This window comes from Haliea atlantica (assembly GCF_054779855.1).
Genome location: NZ_BAAGXL010000003.1, coordinates 629,330 through 644,448, shown reverse-complemented (window position 1 = coordinate 644,448; position 15,119 = coordinate 629,330). Strand labels below are relative to the sequence as shown.

Annotated in this window: 14 protein-coding genes; 8 read left to right on the top strand and 6 right to left on the bottom strand. The window is 67.8% G+C overall.

What is annotated here, in order from left to right:
• Nucleotides 1-49: 49 nt before the first annotated feature.
• From ACYVGS_RS03000 to ACYVGS_RS02990, 3 genes are read right to left on the bottom strand one after another with little or no spacing between them, the layout of a single operon-like run.
• Nucleotides 50-2,884, bottom strand: a complete 2,835-nt coding sequence (locus ACYVGS_RS03000; RefSeq protein ID WP_460587584.1) for a valine--tRNA ligase — start codon at nucleotides 2,882-2,884, stop codon at nucleotides 50-52.
• 34 nt (nucleotides 2,885-2,918) lie between these two features.
• On the bottom strand, nucleotides 2,919-3,350 hold the full coding sequence (locus tag ACYVGS_RS02995) for a DNA polymerase III subunit chi (protein WP_460587151.1): 432 nt from the start codon (nucleotides 3,348-3,350) through the stop codon (nucleotides 2,919-2,921).
• 3 nt (nucleotides 3,351-3,353) lie between these two features.
• Nucleotides 3,354-4,844, bottom strand: coding sequence for a leucyl aminopeptidase family protein (locus ACYVGS_RS02990; protein ID WP_460587150.1), 1,491 nt, complete (start codon nucleotides 4,842-4,844; stop codon nucleotides 3,354-3,356).
• 143 nt (nucleotides 4,845-4,987) lie between these two features.
• Here ACYVGS_RS02990 and lptF point away from each other — a divergent pair, with 143 nt between their 5' ends.
• On the top strand, nucleotides 4,988-6,106 hold the full coding sequence (gene lptF, locus ACYVGS_RS02985; protein WP_460587149.1) for an LPS export ABC transporter permease LptF: 1,119 nt from the start codon (nucleotides 4,988-4,990) through the stop codon (nucleotides 6,104-6,106).
• The gene (gene lptG, locus ACYVGS_RS02980; protein ID WP_460587148.1) at nucleotides 6,093-7,154 is read left to right on the top strand and encodes an LPS export ABC transporter permease LptG; all 1,062 of its coding nucleotides are present in this window, start codon (nucleotides 6,093-6,095) and stop codon (nucleotides 7,152-7,154) included. The genes lptF and lptG overlap by 14 nt, the downstream gene beginning before the upstream one ends.
• A gap of 420 nt (nucleotides 7,155-7,574) precedes the next feature.
• On the opposite strand, the gene ACYVGS_RS02975 is transcribed toward lptG, so the two are convergent.
• Nucleotides 7,575-8,045 (bottom strand): RDD family protein, encoded by a 471-nt coding sequence (locus ACYVGS_RS02975; RefSeq protein ID WP_460587147.1) that lies wholly within the window; start codon nucleotides 8,043-8,045, stop codon nucleotides 7,575-7,577.
• Between the two features lie 109 nt (nucleotides 8,046-8,154).
• Between ACYVGS_RS02975 and ACYVGS_RS02970 the strand changes: the two genes are divergently transcribed.
• Together ACYVGS_RS02970 and ACYVGS_RS02965 are read left to right on the top strand one after the other, a co-directional pair.
• A complete protein-coding gene (locus tag ACYVGS_RS02970; RefSeq protein WP_460587146.1) occupies nucleotides 8,155-8,832 on the top strand; it encodes a response regulator transcription factor in 678 nt (225 codons plus the stop codon).
• A gap of 4 nt (nucleotides 8,833-8,836) precedes the next feature.
• Nucleotides 8,837-10,219 carry a sensor histidine kinase gene (locus ACYVGS_RS02965; protein ID WP_460587145.1) on the top strand — a complete coding sequence of 461 codons (1,383 nt, stop codon included), beginning with the start codon at nucleotides 8,837-8,839 and terminating at the stop codon, nucleotides 10,217-10,219.
• Here ACYVGS_RS02965 and ACYVGS_RS02960 read toward each other — a convergent pair.
• Nucleotides 10,188-10,880, bottom strand: a complete 693-nt coding sequence (locus ACYVGS_RS02960) for a hypothetical protein (protein WP_460587144.1) — start codon at nucleotides 10,878-10,880, stop codon at nucleotides 10,188-10,190. The two genes, ACYVGS_RS02965 and ACYVGS_RS02960, sit on opposite strands and share 32 nt — an antisense overlap.
• 77 nt (nucleotides 10,881-10,957) lie before the next feature.
• Here ACYVGS_RS02960 and ACYVGS_RS02955 point away from each other — a divergent pair, with 77 nt between their 5' ends.
• From ACYVGS_RS02955 to trhO, 3 genes are all read left to right on the top strand, one after another.
• Nucleotides 10,958-11,995, top strand: coding sequence for an AraC family transcriptional regulator (locus ACYVGS_RS02955; RefSeq protein ID WP_460587143.1), 1,038 nt, complete (start codon nucleotides 10,958-10,960; stop codon nucleotides 11,993-11,995).
• Nucleotides 11,996-12,063: 68 nt separating this feature from the next.
• Nucleotides 12,064-12,390, top strand: coding sequence for a BolA family protein (locus tag ACYVGS_RS02950; protein WP_460587142.1), 327 nt, complete (start codon nucleotides 12,064-12,066; stop codon nucleotides 12,388-12,390).
• Nucleotides 12,387-13,334, top strand: a complete 948-nt coding sequence (gene trhO / locus ACYVGS_RS02945; RefSeq protein WP_460587141.1) for a rhodanese-related sulfurtransferase — start codon at nucleotides 12,387-12,389, stop codon at nucleotides 13,332-13,334. Before ACYVGS_RS02950 ends, trhO begins: the two co-directional genes overlap by 4 nt.
• Before the next feature lie 7 nt (nucleotides 13,335-13,341).
• Here the strand turns inward: trhO and ACYVGS_RS02940 are convergent, their stop codons facing one another.
• Entirely contained in the window at nucleotides 13,342-14,112 is a 771-nt protein-coding gene (locus ACYVGS_RS02940) for a trypsin-like serine peptidase (protein ID WP_460587140.1), read from the bottom strand.
• A 132-nt stretch (nucleotides 14,113-14,244) separates the two neighbouring features.
• Between ACYVGS_RS02940 and ACYVGS_RS02935 the strand changes: the two genes are divergently transcribed.
• The gene (locus ACYVGS_RS02935; RefSeq protein WP_460587139.1) at nucleotides 14,245-15,108 is read left to right on the top strand and encodes a Rossmann-fold NAD(P)-binding domain-containing protein; all 864 of its coding nucleotides are present in this window, start codon (nucleotides 14,245-14,247) and stop codon (nucleotides 15,106-15,108) included.
• The last annotated feature ends 11 nt before the right edge of the window (nucleotides 15,109-15,119 follow it).

Below are 15,119 nucleotides of genomic sequence, written 5' to 3'. Positions count from 1 at the left end.
GGTGTTGCTCGCCGGCACCGGGTCGCCACGTCTGGCCGGTGCCGGGGTGTTACAGCCTGGCGATATGTTCGGCCTGCTTGCGCAGCCGGGTCAGTGTCTCTTCGAGCGCCGACAGCTTTTCCCGCTCCCGGGCCACGACGGCCTCCGGGGCCTTGTCGACAAAGGCACTGTTGTTCAGCTTGCCTTGCAGTCGCGCCTGCTCCTTCTCCAGCTTGGCGGTTTCCCTTGCCAGGCGCGCCAGCTCATCGTCGCGGTCGATGAGGTCGGCCATGGGCACCAGCAGTTCCAGCTGCCCCACCAGGGCCGTGGCGGATACCGGCGCCTCGCCATCCTCCGCGAGCCAGTCGATGCGCTCCAGCTTGGCCAGCTTGCGCAGGAAGGCGCCGTTGTCGGCGACCCGTTGACGATCCGTGGCGTCCCCATCGCGACAGAAGACGGTGAGGGGCTTGCCCGGCGGGATGTTCATTTCACCCCGGATATTGCGGATGCCGACAATCACCTGCTTCAGCCATTCTATCTCCGCCTCGGCGGCAGTGTCCACGGCGCTGTCCCGGGCGGTCGGCCAGGGCTGCAGCATTACCGTGTCGCCGCTGGCGCCGGCGAGGGGAGCCACTTTCTGCCAGATCTCCTCGGTGATGAAGGGCATGAAGGGGTGCATCAGGCGCAGGGCGCACTCGAGTACCTGGATCAGGGTCTGGCGGGTACCGCGCTGCAGTTCCGGGCTGGCGGACTCGTCCCACAGCACCGGCTTGGACAGCTCCAGGTACCAGTCGCAGTACTCGTTCCAGATGAACTCGTGCAGCACCTGGCTGGCCAGGTCGAAGCGGTAGCTGTCGAGGTGACGGCCCACCTCGCTGATGGTGTGCTGCAGGCGCGAGCGAATCCAGCGATCGGCCAGGGACAGGCTGACGTCGGCATCCGTGTCACTGCCGCAGTCCTGGCCCTCGCATTGCATCAGCACATAGCGGGCGGCGTTCCAGATCTTGTTGCAGAAGTTGCGGTGCCCTTCGATACGGCCGATGTCGAACTTGATGTCACGCCCGGTGGAGGCCAGGGAGCAGAAGGTGAAGCGCAGGGCGTCGGTGCCGTAGGCGGCGATGCCCTCGGGGAACTCGGCGCGGGTCTGCTTTTCGATCTGTTTGGCCAGTTGCGGCTGCATCATGCCGCGGGTGCGCTTGTCCACCAGGGGCTCCAGCTCGATGCCGTCGATCAGGTCGATGGGGTCGAGCACATTGCCCTTGGACTTGGACATCTTCTGCCCCTGGGAGTCGCGCACCAGGCCGTGGACGTACACGGTTTCAAAGGGGACCTGGGGGCTGCCGTCCTCGTGCTTGAGGAAGTGCATGGTCATCATGATCATGCGCGCGACCCAGAAGAAAATGATGTCGAAGCCGGTGACCAGCACGCTGGTGGGGTGGAAGGTGCGCAGTTCCGGGGTGTCCTCCGGCCAGCCGAGGGTGGAGAAGGTCCACAGGGCCGAGCTGAACCAGGTGTCCAGCACGTCCTCGTCGCGGGACAGCGCCACTTCGTCGCCGAGGGTGTACTTGCTGCGCACCTCCGCCTCGTCGCGCCCCACGTAGACCTGGCCGTGCTTGTCGTACCAGGCGGGAATGCGGTGGCCCCACCACAGCTGGCGGCTGATGCACCAGTCCTGGATATCCCGCATCCAGGCAAAATACATGTTCTCGTACTGTTTCGGCACGAACTGGATGCGCCCGTCTTCCACTGCTTCGATGGCCGGTTTCGCCAGCTCGGCGACCTTCACGTACCACTGGTCGGTCAGCCAGGGCTCCACCACCGCGCCCGAGCGGTCGCCCCGGGGCACCTTGAGGCTGTGGGGCTCGATCTTCTCCAGCAGGCCCAGTTCCTCGAATTCGGCCACGATCTGCTTGCGCGCCTCGAAGCGGTCGAGGCCGGCGTAGCGTTCCGGGCCCTTTTCGCCGTGTACCGTGGCGTAGCCCTCGAAGGTGAGCACGGTGAACTCGCCGAGCACGCAGGCATTGCGGTCCAGCACATTGATCAGCGGCAGATTGTGGCGCTTGCCCACTTCGTAGTCGTTGAAGTCGTGGGCCGGGGTGATCTTGACGCAGCCGGAGCCGAAGGCCGGGTCCACGTAGTCGTCGGCGACGATGGGAATCAGACGCCCGGTGATCGGCAGGCGCACCCGGCGCCCCACCAGGTGCCGGTAGCGCTCGTCCTCCGGATGCACCGCCACGGCGGTGTCACCGAGCAGGGTTTCCGGCCGGGTGGTGGCCACCACCAGGTGGCCGTCCTCGCCCTCGATAGGGTAGCGGAAGTGCCACAGGGAGCCCTGCTCTTCCTCGTTGAGTACTTCCAGGTCGGAGATCGCCGTGTTGAATACCGGGTCCCAGTTCACCAGGCGCTTGCCGCGGTAGATCAGGCCCTCGTCGTAGAGGCGCACGAACACCTCGCGCACGGCATTGGACAGGCCCTCGTCCATGGTGAAGCGTTCTCGGCTCCAGTCCACCGAAGAGCCCAGGCGACGGATCTGCCGGGTGATGTTGCCGCCGGATTCGGCTTTCCAGTCCCAGACCTTGTCCAGGAAGGCCTCCCGGCCCAGGTCGTAGCGCGAGACCCCCTCGGCCGCCAGTTGGCGCTCCACCACCATCTGCGTGGCGATCCCCGCGTGGTCGGTGCCCACCTGCCACAGGGTGTTGTCACCCTGCATGCGGTGGTAGCGGATCAGGGCATCCATGATCGCATTGTTGAAACCGTGGCCCATGTGCAGGCTGCCGGTGACATTGGGCGGCGGGATCATGATGCTGTAGGCGCTATCCCCGCCCTGGGGGCGGAAATAGCCCTGGGCTTCCCAGTGCTGGTACCAGCGGGTTTCAATCTCGGCGGGGTTGAAGGTCTTTTCGATCACGCGCGGCATCCGGCTCTGGAAAAGGGCGGGATTATACGCCGCGCAGATCGTGTTTTTCCAATTCGCAGCCCTGCTGGCGGTAGAAGCGCCAGGCCGCGCGCTGGGCTTCCAGGCTGGCGGGGTCCTGGGTGACCACCTCGGCGACGCGCTGGAACTGGTGGAAAAACCCGGGCACGCCGGGCTGCAGGTTGATCAGCAGGTCGCGTTCGTCGGCGGGCGCCCCCTGCCAGCCAATCGCCACCGGCTGGTCCCCGGGCTCGCCGGCGAGGGCGTGGGGCACGAAGCTGGCGGGCCGAAAGGTCCACAGCAGATCGTCCAGGGCCCGCGCCTGACCTTCGTCCCCGGCGTGGATGTGGATCCGGTAGCCCTGGCGCAGGGCCTTGTCGGCCAGGCGCGCCACGATGGCCAGGCGCTGCCCCGGGTCGCCGTGCTGGACCACGTAGAAACTGACCCGGGGCGCCATGGCTCAGGCTTCCGCGCGCTCGGCCAGGTAGCGGGACAGCAGTGCCACCGGGCGGCCGGTGGCGCCCTTCGGGCTGCTGTTCCAGGCGGCGCCGGCGATGTCCAGGTGGGCCCAGGCGCAGTCGCCGGTAAACTCCGCCAGGAAGCAGGCGGCGGTGACGCTGCCGGCTTCGGGGCCGCCGATATTGGCGAGGTCGGCGAAGTTGCTCTTCAGCTGCTTGCGGTAGTCCTCCCACAGGGGCATGCGCCAGGCGCGGTCGTGGGTCTCGGTACCCGCCGTGAGCAGCTGCTCGGCGAGGGCGTCGTTGTTGGCGTAGAGGCCGGTGGCGTGGGAGCCGAGGGCGACCACGCAGGCGCCGGTCAGGGTGGCGATGTCGACGATGGCCGCCGGCTTCAGGCGGGTGGCCCAGGTCAGGGCATCGCAGAGGACCAGGCGGCCCTCGGCATCGGTATTGAGAATTTCAATGGTCTTGCCCGCCATGCTGGTGACCACGTCACCCGGTTTGGTGGCGCGGCCGCTGGGCATGTTTTCCGCCGCTGCGATGACGCCGGTGACGTTGATCGGTAACTTTTGTTCGATCACCGCCTGCAGGGTGCCCAGGACGCTGGCCGCCCCGCACATGTCGTACTTCATTTCGTCCATCTTGGCGCCGGGCTTCAGCGAGATGCCGCCGGTGTCAAAGGTGATGCCCTTGCCGACCAGGACGTAGGGCGCGTCGCTGGACTTGCCGCCCTTGTAGTGGATGGCAATCAGTTTGGCCGGCTGCTCGCTGCCGGCGGATACCGAGAGCAGGGCGCCCATGCCCAGCTCGCGCATTTTCTTCTCTTCCAGGACCTGGACACTCACCTGCTTGTTGCCGCGGCCGAGTTTGCGCGCTTCGCTGGCCAGGGTGGTCGGGGTGCAGAGGTTGCCGGGCAGGTCGCCCAGGTGGCGCGCCAGATTGGCGCCGCGCCCCACCGCCGCACCGCGATCGAGCAGGCGCTGGACCTCGGCACTGCCGAGGGCAGCGCCGGCCTGGACGTTCAGTTTGCGCAGTGACAGCGGGTCCTTCGGCTTGGACAGGGTCTCGGTGTAGCGGTAGGCGCTCATGACCAGGTGCCGCGCCAGGTACTCCAGGCTCCAGGCAAGGTCGACATCCTGGCCCTGTAGTTCTTCGGCGAAAAGCAGGGCGTCCCGGGCGGACAGGCGCGACAGCACCGCACTCAGTCCCTGGGTCGCCTCGCGCACGGCGGCGCGGTCAACCTTGTCGCGCTCACCCAGGCCGAGGAGCAGGATGCGCTCCAGCTTGCCGGCTCCGGGCATGACCATGGTCTGCCCCGGCTTGCCCTTGAAGTCGCCGAGTTTCAGGGCCGCGGAAAGGGCGCCGTCGATCTGTGGGTCGAGTGCCGCCGCTGCGTCGCCGAGTTCCTTGCCGAACACCGGCAGGATAGCGCAGGCACTTTTGCTGCGCGCGGGGTCGACGCTTTTGCGGGCGTGGAAGGCGAGTTCGCTCATGATCAGTTCCTGTCAATTCGTCGGTGGGCTCGGCAATATCGCTGCCGGGGTTTCGGCGGACAACGGCGATATTTATGAGCAGTGTGACTAGTGTATGATGGCGGGCCTTCGAACTGAACACCTGTTTGCCGCGGCGGGGTCCCATGAAAATCCTCGGCTATCTCGCCCGGGACGTGCTCCTGCACACCCTGGCCGTCAGCTTCACGCTGCTGCTGATCATTTTCAGCGGCCGCTTCGTCAAGTATCTCGCGGAAGCCGCCGTGGGCAACCTGGCTTCGGACATCCTGTTCCCGGTGATGTTCTACCGCCTGCCCGGCTTCCTTGAGCTGATCCTGCCCCTGGGCCTGTTCATCGGCATTCTGCTCGCCTACGGCCGCCTGTACGTGGAGAGCGAGATGGTGGTGCTGAGTGCCTGTGGCGTGAGCCCCCAGCGGCTCGCCGCCTGCACCCTGGTGCCGGCGGCCCTGGTCATGCTGCTGGTGGCCCTGCTCAGTCTGTGGCTGGCGCCCGCCGGCGCGGCCCGCTCCTCCGCCCTGCTGGACGATCCCGAGTCCACCCAGGGGCTGCAGACCCTCGCCGAGGGCCGTTTCCAGGCGCGCAAGGACAGCGGCCTGGTGAGCTATGCCCAGCGCATCGACCCGGACAGCGGGGTGATGCACAGTGTCTTCCTCTCCCAGCGCGCCGAGCCAGGCAGCGATCGCCCCCAGCTGCAGGTCACCTATGCCCGGGAAGGTGAGATCGTCATCGACCCCGAGACCGGGGATCGCTACGTCGAGCTGCGCGACGGCTACCGCTACGAGGGCCTGCCCGGGCGCCTGGATTTCCGGGTGATCGCGTTCGCCACCTTCGGCCAGCATATTCCCGAGCCGGAAGGGGGCATTCGCACCTCCTCGCGCATCGATGGGCGCTCCACCCTCGAGCTCTGGCGCGCCGGCGGGGCCGAGGAGCGGGCAACCCTGCACTGGCGTCTGTCCCTGCCGCTGATCGTGCCGATCGTGGCCATCATTGCGCTTTGCATGAGTCGCACCGATCACCGCAAGGGGCGCTACATCAAGATGGCCCCCGCCATCCTGCTCTACCTGGCCTACCTGCTGTTGCTGGTGAATGCCCGCGGCGCCATCGAGGAAGGCGCGGCGCCGCTGCGCCTGTGGGCCATCCATCTCGCCTTTGCGCTGCTTGCCCTGGGCCTGCTCTACGCCGAGAACTGGCGGCGCTACTGGCGTCGACTGCGCCACCGCGAGGTGCCCCATGTCGCGGCTTGATCGGTATATCGGGCGCACCGTGCTGGGCGCCATCCTGCTGGTGCTGGTGGTGATTGTCGGGCTGGATGCCATTTCCGCCTTTATCGACGAGTCCGGTGACCTCAGCGAGAGCTACACGGCCCTGGAAATCGGACTCTACGTGCTGCTGACGCTGCCCGGCAGGCTCTACGAATTCCTGCCTTTCGCGGCCCTGATTGGCGCCCTGGCCGGTCTCGGGCAGCTGGCATCGGGCAGCGAGCTGGTGGTGATGCGCGCGGCGGGCATCTCCACCGGGCGCCTGGTGTGGATGGCCATGAAGCCTGCGCTGCTGGTGGCCCTGATTGGCTTCGGTCTCGGCGAGACCCTGGCCCCGCAGACCGAGCAGATGGCCGAGAGCCGGCGAGCCATGGCGCTCAACCCGGGGGAGGGCGTCACCGGGCGCTACGGCATCTGGAACCGCGAGGCCGACTCGTTCATGCACTTCAACGCCCTGGAGCCCGCGGGGGTGGTACACGGCGTGACCCTGCTGCAGTTCGACGACGACTACCGCCTGCGCTCGGCGCTGCGTGCGCAGCGTGCCAGGTTCCAGGGTGACCACTGGCTGCTGGAGCAGGTGCGGCGCACCGATTTCACCAGCTGGGCGACCCGTCAGAGCGAGCACGCCACCCTGCGCTGGGACACCGCGGTGACCCCCGAACTGCTGACCATGGAGGTGGTCTCGCCGGACCGCCTGCCGCTGCTGGACCTCTACCGCTACAGCCGTTACCTGATGCAGCAGGGCCTGGACGCGGACGATTTCGAGCTGGCCCTGTGGCGCAAGCTGCTGCAGCCGGTGGCTCTCGCGGCGCTGGTATTGGTGGCGATTTCCTTCATCTTCGGCCCCCTGCGGGAGGGCACCATGGGCCTGCGGATCTTTGCCGGGGTGCTGGTGGGGGTCAGCTTCCGCATCAGCCAGGACCTGCTGGGCCCCGCCAGCCTGGTCTTCGGCTTCGCACCCCTCTACGCGGCCCTGGTGCCGGTGCTGATCTGCCTCCTCGCCGGCTTCGTCCTGCTGGCCCGCGCACGCTGACACGTTGCCTTTAGATGGGGTTCGTGGTCCCGGTGATCACGAGCGCGGTGGCTGGCGGGGGCTTCCTGGACACGCCGTGAACCCCTCCATGGGGGCTTGTGTTCGACATCCCTGTCTCACACAGTCCAGCCAGGCCCCCGCCCGCCACCGCCCTCTGCCACGAAGTACAAATTACCACTACGGCGAGTCGCGGAGCGCCCTGCGAGGGTGCTGCGAAAAGCGTCGGTGATTCCGCGTTCGTTGATACAGGCCGGATGCCACTGCCCAACGTGCTGGCTTGCGCTGTCCCGGGGTTTCCTGGACCCTCGGCGACATGGATGTCGCCGAGGAGCCCCCAGGGACGGGTTCACGGCGTGTCCAGGAAACCCCGGGACAGCGCAAGCCCCGCAGCGAGGCATAACGCATGCCCCGCTCCAGGCGTCAGGATTTGCTGCGGCTGGACTTCGGCAGCAGCACCAGGTGGGTACCGCTCAGGCGGTCGTGCCAGCTGCGCCGCTCGCGATCCACCAGCATCCACCAGTAGCCCAGCCCCGCGGGCGCCAGCGAGACCAGGGCGGCCAGGCAGCGCAGCACACAGCGCGCCGGGTGTGGCGGATTGCCCTCGCCGTCGAGGACCTGGATGCGCCAGGCCTGCATGCCCAGGGTCTGGCCGCCCTTGCTCCAGAAAGCGGTGTAGAAACCGATCACGCAGAGAGCGCCGATCAGCTGGACCCAGACGGGCTGCAGCACCAGGTTGTCATCCTCCGCCGCGCCAGTCAGGGCGGCGACGGTCAGCAGAACCAGGGCCACGGTAATACCCACCAGCGGAATCACCAGCAGGGTATCGTAGACTAGGGCCGCCAGTCGGCGCGGCAGGCCGGGGGGCGGGAATGTGGGGCTCGGATCGGGCATGCCGCGCAGTTTACCATCGGCCGCAGGTACCGGGCAGTATTACCGTATTGTAAATTGGCAGTCCGGGGTCCGGGTGCTACAGTCCGGCGCCAATCGGGGAGTGGAGCGCATGAAAGTACTGCTGGTAGAGGACGATCATTCGGTCGGGGATTTCGTCTCCCGGGAGCTGGAGTCCGCCGGGCACGAATGCCTGCACGTGAGTGATGGCGATCAGGGCTGGGAGCAGGCGCGCAGCGGCGAATTCGATGTGTTGATCGTGGATCGCATGCTGCCGCGGCGGGACGGACTGACGCTGGTCAGTGATCTGCGCCGGGAAGGGGTGCTCACGCCGGCCCTGATCCTCAGTGCCCTGGGCGACGTCGACAATCGCGTCCTCGGCCTGCAGTCCGGGGCCGACGACTACCTGGTCAAACCCTTTGCCATGGCGGAGCTGCTGGCGCGCCTGGAAATCCTGGTGCGCCGGGCTGGCCACGCCAGCGAATTGTCCACGCGCCTGCAGGTGGCCGACCTGGAGATGGACCTGCTGCACCAGGAAGTGCGCCGCCAGGGCGAGGTGATCAGCCTGCAGCCTCGCGAATACAAGCTGCTGGAATACCTCATGCGCCACGCCGGGCGTGTGGTCACCCGGGCCATGCTGCTGGAGCATGTCTGGGGCTATCACTTCGACCCCCAGACCAACGTCATCGATGTCCACGTGTCGCGCCTGCGGCAGAAAATCGACCGCGATTTCGAGCCCCCGCTGCTCAACACCGTGCGCGGCGCGGGCTATCGCCTCGGCGACGGGTAATCGCATGCGCGCCAGGGATGTCGTCAGAAGCCTGACCTTCCGCTACATCGTCCGCTATATCACCGCCCTGAGCGCCACGGTGTTCGTGCTGCTGGCGCTGCTCTACGGCGTGTTCAGCTTCAACTACTTCAGCGATCTGCGCGACAGCATCGTCGACGAACTGGATGCCCTGCGCGCCGTCTACGCCGGGCAGGGGCTGACGGGCGTTGAGCAGTACCTGCGGGACCAGCGCCGACTGGAGAACATTGGCCGTTTCCACTACCTGGTCACCGACGCCCGGGGCGAGTATGTGGCGGGGGACCTGGAGGTGGTGACGCGCTACCGGGAGTTCTCCGACGGCTGGCTCGGGTTTCAGCTCGCGCTGCTCAACTGGGGCGAGCCGGTGGACGCTGATTTCCTCGCCCGCGCGGCTTCCCTGGGGGAGGGCTATACCGTGTATGTGGCGCGGAACTACGCCGACGCGGTGGCCAGCGGTGCGCTGGTGTTCAATACCCTGTTTCGCGCCATGATCGTGACCTGGCTGCTGGGTATCATTGGCGGGTATGTCAGCGCGCGTTCCACCCTGGTGCGCTTCGAGCAGTTGAATTCCGACCTTATCCGCATCGTGCGCGGCAACCTCACCGAGCGCCTGTCGATGGATCCGTCCACCGGCTATGCCCGGGAGCTGGCGGTGGTGTTGAACCAGGTGCTCGACCAGATGGCGATGCTGATGCAGGGGGTCAAGCAGGTCTCCGACAACATCGCCCACGACCTGCGCACGCCGCTGACGCGCATGCGCAACCAGCTCAGTCAGCTGCGCGACCGCCTCGATCCGGGCGGCCAGGACGATGTCGACCGGATTATCGAGGAGTGCGATGGCTTGCTGGCATCCTTCAATGCCCTGCTGCGGATTTCCGCGCTGGAGGCGGGAGGGCGGGGCCCCGGCGAGCAGCGGGTCAACCTGGTGGCCCTGCTGCAGGATGTGGTGGAGCTCTACGAACCGGTGGCCAGCGAGAAGGGGCTGACACTGGATTTTCGCGCCGGGGCCGTGGCCGAGTGTGCCGGCGATGCGGATCTGCTGTTTCAGCTGTTTACCAATCTGCTCGACAACGCGATCAAGTACACCCCGGCCGGGGGACGCCTGGCGCTGGAGCTCGCGCCCGCTGGAGAGGCCATCCAGGTGGCGGTGGCGGACACCGGGCCGGGTATTGCCAGCGAGGAGCGCGACAAGGTCTTTCGCCGTTTTTACCGGGTGGAGTCCAGCCGCGGTGTGCAACCGGGGCACGGCCTGGGGCTGAGCCTGGTGCGGGCCATTGTGTCCTATCACCGCGGCGAGATCGGCCTGGAGGACAACCGGCCGGGCCTGCGCGTGGTAGTTACGCTTCCGGCGGCTCGGGCGCCAGGCTGAGGTGGGCGGTGTCCGGTGCCGGTGGCGCCGCTGACCTGCGGTCCGCCTCCGTCCCCAGCGGCTCACCCTCCGGCGCCAGGGAAAGCGCCGAGAGGTCGACCGCTGGCGGGTGGCCCTCGGGGGCGCGGCAGTCACTGAAGTCCGTCCCCTCGGGTGACAGGGAGAGCCCGCTGTCGCCGACTTCCGCCGCGGGCGGTCCGGGCAGGTTGGGGATGCGCTCCCCCGCCTCCGCCAGGCTCAGCTGGCTGGTATCGGGAGGCGCCGGGGCGGGCGCGGGGGAGTCGGCCAGGCGGGTGCCCGCGGCGGCGACCTCCAGGTCGGGCGGTATGACACTGGGCGCGCTGACGGCAGCGCGCTCCTCGGGTCGCAGCACCGGGGTGCCGACCTCGGCGAGGCGGAGCCCGGCGCTATCGTCGCTGGCGGCGGGTTCCGCCATCCGCTGCAGGATGGCGACCGCGCCCACACGCGCCATGGCCTCGCGGTAGCGGCTGGCGGTTTCCCGGTCGCAGTCGCGCTTGAGCAGCTGCGGCCGGCCGCTCAGCAGTTTGTCCAGCAGGGCGTCATCCGCCTTGAACAGCTGCGCCAGACCGCGGCGCAGCTGCGCGTCGCTGACCCCCTCGAGGCGCTCGCCGCGGTACAATATCTGGTAGCGTTCGGGCATGGCGAGGAATTCCAGTCGGTGCCTTGACGTGCCAGTATAGAAGGGCGCGGGCAGACTGTCATGGTGGGGAGGAACAGGTGAGTGAGTGGGTGCCGGTACGCTTCTTGTGCACCCTGTTGCGCCAGGTGCGCGAGCACGGCCAGGACCCGACGGCGGTAACCCGCGCGGCCGGGCTGGATTTCGATCCGGCGGACAGCGGCCACCCGCGCTGGCGGGCCGAGGTCACGGCGCTGGAGTATTCCCGGGTCTACCAGCAGGTGGTTCGGCGCCTGCAGGACGGGGTTTTTGGCCCCCTGCAGAGCAACATCGCCGCCGGTGAAGCCTTTCGCATGATGTGCTACTGCATCATTTCCTGCGCCACGCTGGAGCTGGCGCTGCAGCGCGCGGTGGAGTTCTACGCGACGTTTTTCGAGGCGGACAGTCAGTTGCTGATGGAGCGGGAATCGGAGCGGGTCTACCTGGGCTACCGCCAGAGCGGTGGGGACGCGCAGGTGCCCCTGGTGGCGAGTGCCTACGGGCTGTCGCTGTGGCACCGTTTCCTCGGCTGGCTGTGCGGGCGGCCGCTGGCGCTGGAGCAGGTCGAGTTTCGCGGTCCGGCACCCGAGGACGCCGGCAAGTATCAGCTGCTGTTCCAGTGCCCGCTGCGCTTTGACTGCCGGCGTGACCGGATCGGGTTTTCCCGCGCCTGCCTGGACTGGCCGGTGGTGCAGAATGACCACACCCTGCAGGAGTTCCTGAGCACGGCCCCCTATCAGCTGCTGGTCATGGAGGCAGCCCCCGAGGGGGAGAACCTGGCGGCGCAGGTGCGCGCCCTGCTGGGGCACGACTTTCGGCGCGGGGGGCTGGACCTGGACAGCGTGGCTCGGGCCCTGGGCATGTCGGCGCCGACATTGCGGCGCCGCCTGCGCGCCGAGGGCACGTCCTTCCAGGTGATCAAGGACGAGGCGCGTTGCGAGGCGGCACGTTTGGCGCTGGAGCGCCCGGACCTGCCGGTGACCGCGGTCGCCGAACAGCTCGGCTTTACCGACGCCAGCGCCTTCCACCGGGCCTTTCGCAAGTGGACCGGCCAGACCCCCGGCCAGTACCGGGCGCGCCGGCGTCCGGGTCGGGGCTGAGGGCGCGGCCACCTCTGTTGACAACCCCCGCCTTTCGTTATAATCGCGCTTTTATCCACGGAATCAGTATGGTTATTCAGCAACAGATCGAGAGCCGTCTGCGGGAGGCCCTCTCCCCGGAGCACCTGGAACTCGAGAACGAGAGCCACATGCACAGCGTGCCCCCGGGCTCCGAGAGCCATTTCCGCCTGGTGCTGGTCAGCGAGGCTTTCGCGGGCCAGCGCAAGGTGGCCCGGCACCAGCGCATCTACCAGCTGCTGGCGGAGGAACTCGCCGGGCCGGTTCACGCCCTGTCCATCTTCGCCTGGACGCCGGAGGAATGGCGCCAGCGCGGGGAGCCGGCGCCGGCCTCCCCCCAGTGCATGGGCGGCAGCAAGCGGGAGCAGGGCGCATGAGCAGCAATACGCCGATCGTGGTCGCCGCGCTCTACCGCTTCACGGCCCTGGAAGACTTCCGCGAGCTGCGTGAACCGCTGCTCAACCTGTGCCTGGCGCAGGGCGTCAAGGGCACCTTGTTGCTGGCTGACGAAGGCATCAATGGCACCATTGCCGGTTCGCGCCAGGGCATTGATGCGGTGCTGGACTGGCTGCGCGCGGACCCGCGCCTGGCGGCGCTGGAGCACAAGGAATCCTATGACGAGGCCATGCCCTTTCACCGGATGAAGGTCAAGCTGAAGCGCGAGATCGTCACCCTGGGGGTCGAGGGCATCGATCCGCGCCGCAGCGTCGGGACTTACGTGCCGCCGACGGAGTGGAACCAGCTGGTCGAGGACCCGGAGGTCCTGGTCATCGACACCCGCAACGATTACGAGTACAGCATCGGCACTTTCCGGGGCGCAGTGGACCCGGGAACCACCAACTTTCGCGACTTTCCCGCGTGGGTGCGGGAAAATCTGGACCCGGGAAAGCATCCTCGCGTGGCGATGTTCTGCACCGGTGGCATTCGCTGTGAAAAGGCCACGGCCTTCATGGTGCAGGAGGGCTTCGAGGAGGTCTACCACCTGCAGGGCGGCATCCTCAAGTACCTGGAAGAGGTGCCGGAGGCGCAGAGCACCTGGGAGGGTGAGTGCTTCGTTTTCGACAATCGCGTCTCGGTCAACCACCGCCTGGAAAAGGGGCAGTACGATCAGTGCCACGGTTGCCGTCACCCGATCTCCGAGGCCGACAAGGCCTCGGATCAGTACCAGCCCGGCGTCTGTTGCCCCCATTGTTTCGACAGCCTGAGCGACGATCAGCGCGAGCGCTTTGCCGAGCGCCAGAAGCAGGTGGAGCTGGCGCGCCGCCGGGGTGAGCCCCACGTCGGTGCCCCGCCCCCCGAGCGGCAGCGCCGCGCCGGCTAGACTTGCGCTAGCGGCGCAGGCTGACCGGCAGCGACGCGGCAAAGGCCGCGACCGGCACAAAGCGGGTCATGTCGCTGCCATTGCCGGCGGAGATCACACCGGTCAGGTGCGCGCCTCCCCGGCTGTCCAGTCGCACCACCGCGCCGCCGGAGGCCCCCTTGTCCGCCCGGCAATCGGTGTCGGTCCACGGCCCCTCCGCGCGGGTGATCCGGCAGCCCGGGTGGTAGGTCAGCCGCGCCCCCCGTTCCCCCGCGGGGGCACTGCGGGAGTAGCCCGCCATCCACAGACTCCCCACCTCTGCTCCAGCCTGGCCCCCGTCCAGGGGCAGGGCGCGCCAGGGCCCGTTCAGTGGCACGGCTTCCTGCAGGCGCAACAGGGCCCAGTCAGCCGCCATGTCGCCGCCACTGGCCAGTGGTCGCACCGTTCGCTGCAGGCCGCTACCGGAGTTTGCCGACAGGGTGAACAGGATCGGCTGGCTGAGATCGTCGTACCACTCCAGGCAGTGCCAGGCGGTGAGGATGAATTCCGCCCGAGCGGCCCCCGGCTGGCTCACCAGGGTGGCGCTGCAGCGTTCAATGTGATGGCGTTCTTCGCCGCCTTCCCGCCGGTGCCCGGGTACCCGCAGCTTGCCCACCGCCCCCAGCCATGCCGGCGAGCCCGGTGCGCGCGCCAGGCGCGGGTCATCCACCGCCGTCGCCGGCAGCGGCGACAGGCTGCAAAGGGCCAGGAAAAGGCAGGTCAGGCAGCGCTTCAGGGGAGATTCCTCCAGCTGGGCCAATATGTTGGACAGACCGCCGCCGGTGTGGCTTGGCCGGCCCCACGGCGCCCGGTAGCATGGCGCGCAGCATAGCAGAGAGTTGTCGGTGGTCGCCTGCCTGGCGCCACCCGAATCGCATCAGGGAGGCAGATCATGGGGCAGGGACGTGAATGTGTGGCGGTAGTGACCGGGGCGACCCGGGGGGCGGGGAAGGGCATTGCCCTGGCCCTGGCGCAAACCGGCGCCACGGTCTACATCACCGGGCGCAGCCGCCGGGAGGGCGACGCGGCCCTGCCGGGCACCCTCGACAGCACCGCGGAGGCCATCAACGCCGCCGGTGGCACGGCGGTTCCCGTGGTCTGTGATCACAGTGACGACACGCAGGTGGCGGCACTTTTCGAGCAGGTGCGCCGCGAGCACGGCCGGCTCGACATCCTGGTCAACAATGCCACCGCGATTCACGATGCCCTGACCGCCACCGGTCCCTTCTGGGAAAAGCCCCTGGACCTGACCTGCCTGTTCGATGTCGGCATGCGCTCCCACTACACCGCCAGCTGGCACGCGGCGCCGCTGCTGGTAGCCAACGGCGAGGGGCTGGTGGTGAATACCTCGTCCTTTGGCGGTCGCATCTACATGCACGGCCCCGCCTACGGTGCCGGCAAGGCGGCGGTGGACAAGATGGCCCACGACATGGCGGTGGATTTTCGCCCGCACAACGTGACGGTGATCTCCCTGTGGATGGGGCTCCTGTTGACCGAGCGCACGCGTCAGGTCTTCGAGTCGGAGCCTGACAAGTACGCCGACCTGATGGCCTCCGCGGAACATCCCGAATTCAGCGGCCGGGTGATCGCGGCACTGTGGGCGGATGCCGAGCGCATGCGTCACAGCGGCCAGGTGTGTATCGGCGCCGAGCTGGGGGAGAGCTATGGCGTCAAGGACATCGACGGCAAGCAGCCGCCTTCCCACCGCGCCTTTTTTGGTCCTCCCACCACCTTTGGCGATGCGGTGGTCGAGTAAGCCCGCCGGGC